The organism is Deltaproteobacteria bacterium, assembly GCA_003194485.1.
In the GTDB taxonomy this organism is placed as follows: domain Bacteria; phylum Desulfobacterota; class Dissulfuribacteria; order Dissulfuribacterales; family UBA3076; genus UBA3076.
The window spans coordinates 1-1,433 of the sequence record PQXD01000083.1 but is presented as its reverse complement, the minus strand read 5'-3'; the positions used below and the strand labels follow the sequence as shown (position 1 = coordinate 1,433).

The 1,433-nt window shown below is 49.9% G+C and carries 3 protein-coding genes; 1 reads left to right on the top strand and 2 read right to left on the bottom strand.

Translation table 11 applies throughout. From position 1 onward, the window contains the following. Window positions 1-470 precede the first annotated feature (470 nt). Window positions 471-842 carry a hypothetical protein gene (locus tag C4B57_12260; protein PXF50215.1) on the top strand — a complete coding sequence of 124 codons (372 nt, stop codon included), beginning with the start codon at window positions 471-473 and terminating at the stop codon, window positions 840-842. Between the two features lie 119 nt (window positions 843-961). Here C4B57_12260 and C4B57_12255 read toward each other — a convergent pair whose 3' ends face one another. Together C4B57_12255 and C4B57_12250 are read right to left on the bottom strand one after the other, a co-directional pair. Beyond that, window positions 962-1,222 carry a hypothetical protein gene (locus tag C4B57_12255; GenBank protein PXF50214.1) on the bottom strand — a complete coding sequence of 87 codons (261 nt, stop codon included), beginning with the start codon at window positions 1,220-1,222 and terminating at the stop codon, window positions 962-964. After that, on the bottom strand, window positions 1,223-1,423 hold the full coding sequence (locus C4B57_12250) for a hypothetical protein (protein ID PXF50213.1): 201 nt from the start codon (window positions 1,421-1,423) through the stop codon (window positions 1,223-1,225). Between the last annotated feature and the right edge of the window lie 10 nt (window positions 1,424-1,433).

Below are 1,433 nucleotides of genomic sequence, written 5' to 3'. Positions count from 1 at the left end.
CGGATTATAGCTTCTGAAATTGTAGTTCATGAGGCCCTCAAAAAGCAATTATCATGTTGAAATTATATAATATTTTACCGAATTCGGCCTCATTTTGCAACTAATATTTGCGGGACAGACTCTTATGCGGGGCACGGTCTTGAAAAACCGCCGCGCTGTTTGCCGCCCCCTGCACCCAATTGTGGTACGCCCGGCATGGGCGTGAACTTATGAGGTTAAAGTCCCCTGTACGTGAACCTTGCTACCTGATTTTTGAGGATAGCGAAAGTACCAGCCGAAGGCAAGGGCGTCACCGTGAGGTGGTGGTCCCTGTCTGCCGACAGGCAGGTGAAGGAAGCCGGAGTACAAAGCTATGAGCCGACCTGTCTGCGCGCACCGCACAGGCAGGCGAACAGAAACGGCATACAAGGTCCAGTCTCCGGATAAGTCAGCACAACATGTCAAAGCCCTGGGTTCAGGAGATACGGTAAATGGCGCGGCTGTACAGTGGAAGTTCACGTCCTTATCCGGGGAGGCCTGTCTGCCATGCGGGATGTAGCTTTCCTGGTGAAATTACCGGCAGGGGCTACCGGTACCCAAAGGTCCCGGCTTTTCCAGGAAAGGGCTTTCGCCTGGAGAGGAGATACGAACCCAAGGAAAGCAGACAGGGCAGGGATCTGTCCAGCGCCATGCAGGGCAACCTGTGTGATGACCGGACAGGAGTCAGCAGAGGCCATAAGCCCAATGCCTGGGGTAATACCCAGGACATGGTGAAGGGCCGAACCTGTGTAAGCAGGGAGGAGCCAAGCGGGCTCGACATGGCAATGAAGCCGACCGGCAGAGCCAATTCAGTCGGCGCTTAGCTTGTAGCCAGCCCTGGGAGGTATGAAAATACCTTTTAAAACTTACCGGGAACCGCACCGTGCGGACCCGCATGCGGTGTGGTGTGGGGAGGGGGAGAGAAAAACTCCCCCTTACCCGATTAACCCACATCTTTAATCATTCGCTCATATTCAGCATGAGAACCAATCCAGACCCAAATGAAATCATAGCCATCTTTTATAGCAAGAGCCCTATGATTAATTCCCACTCGAACTGACCAAAAGTTGCCAACCTTCTTAAAATGCAAAGAGGGATGGAGGGGATCCATTTTGAGTAGATCAAAATTCCTCCTGGCTATCTTTTGTATGTGTTCTGGAAGACTTTCAAATAGCTTCCAAAAACGGGTGGTAGCCTTGTGCATTTATAATTCCTTCAGCTTCTCATCCGCTTTTTCACCAAAAGCTTCTTTGACCAGAAAATTTAACTTTCCCGATTTTGAGTCTTCTTCAATCTCCCTGTCCCACCTTTCCCAATCTCTTTCATAAAACCATTCCCTCAGCCGGGCAAATTCTTCCTTTGAAAGCGATTCAATGGAGGAAAATATTTCTTCAACATTTGGCATGGTTTATTCT

Coding starts and splice junctions, on each gene's coding strand:
- C4B57_12260 (PXF50215.1), top strand. CDS start 471: ATGGCGCGGCTGTACAGTGGAAGTTCACGTCCTTATCCGGGGAGGCCT.
- C4B57_12250 (PXF50213.1), bottom strand. CDS start 1,423: ATGCCAAATGTTGAAGAAATATTTTCCTCCATTGAATCGCTTTCAAAG.
- C4B57_12255 (PXF50214.1), bottom strand. CDS start 1,222: ATGCACAAGGCTACCACCCGTTTTTGGAAGCTATTTGAAAGTCTTCCA.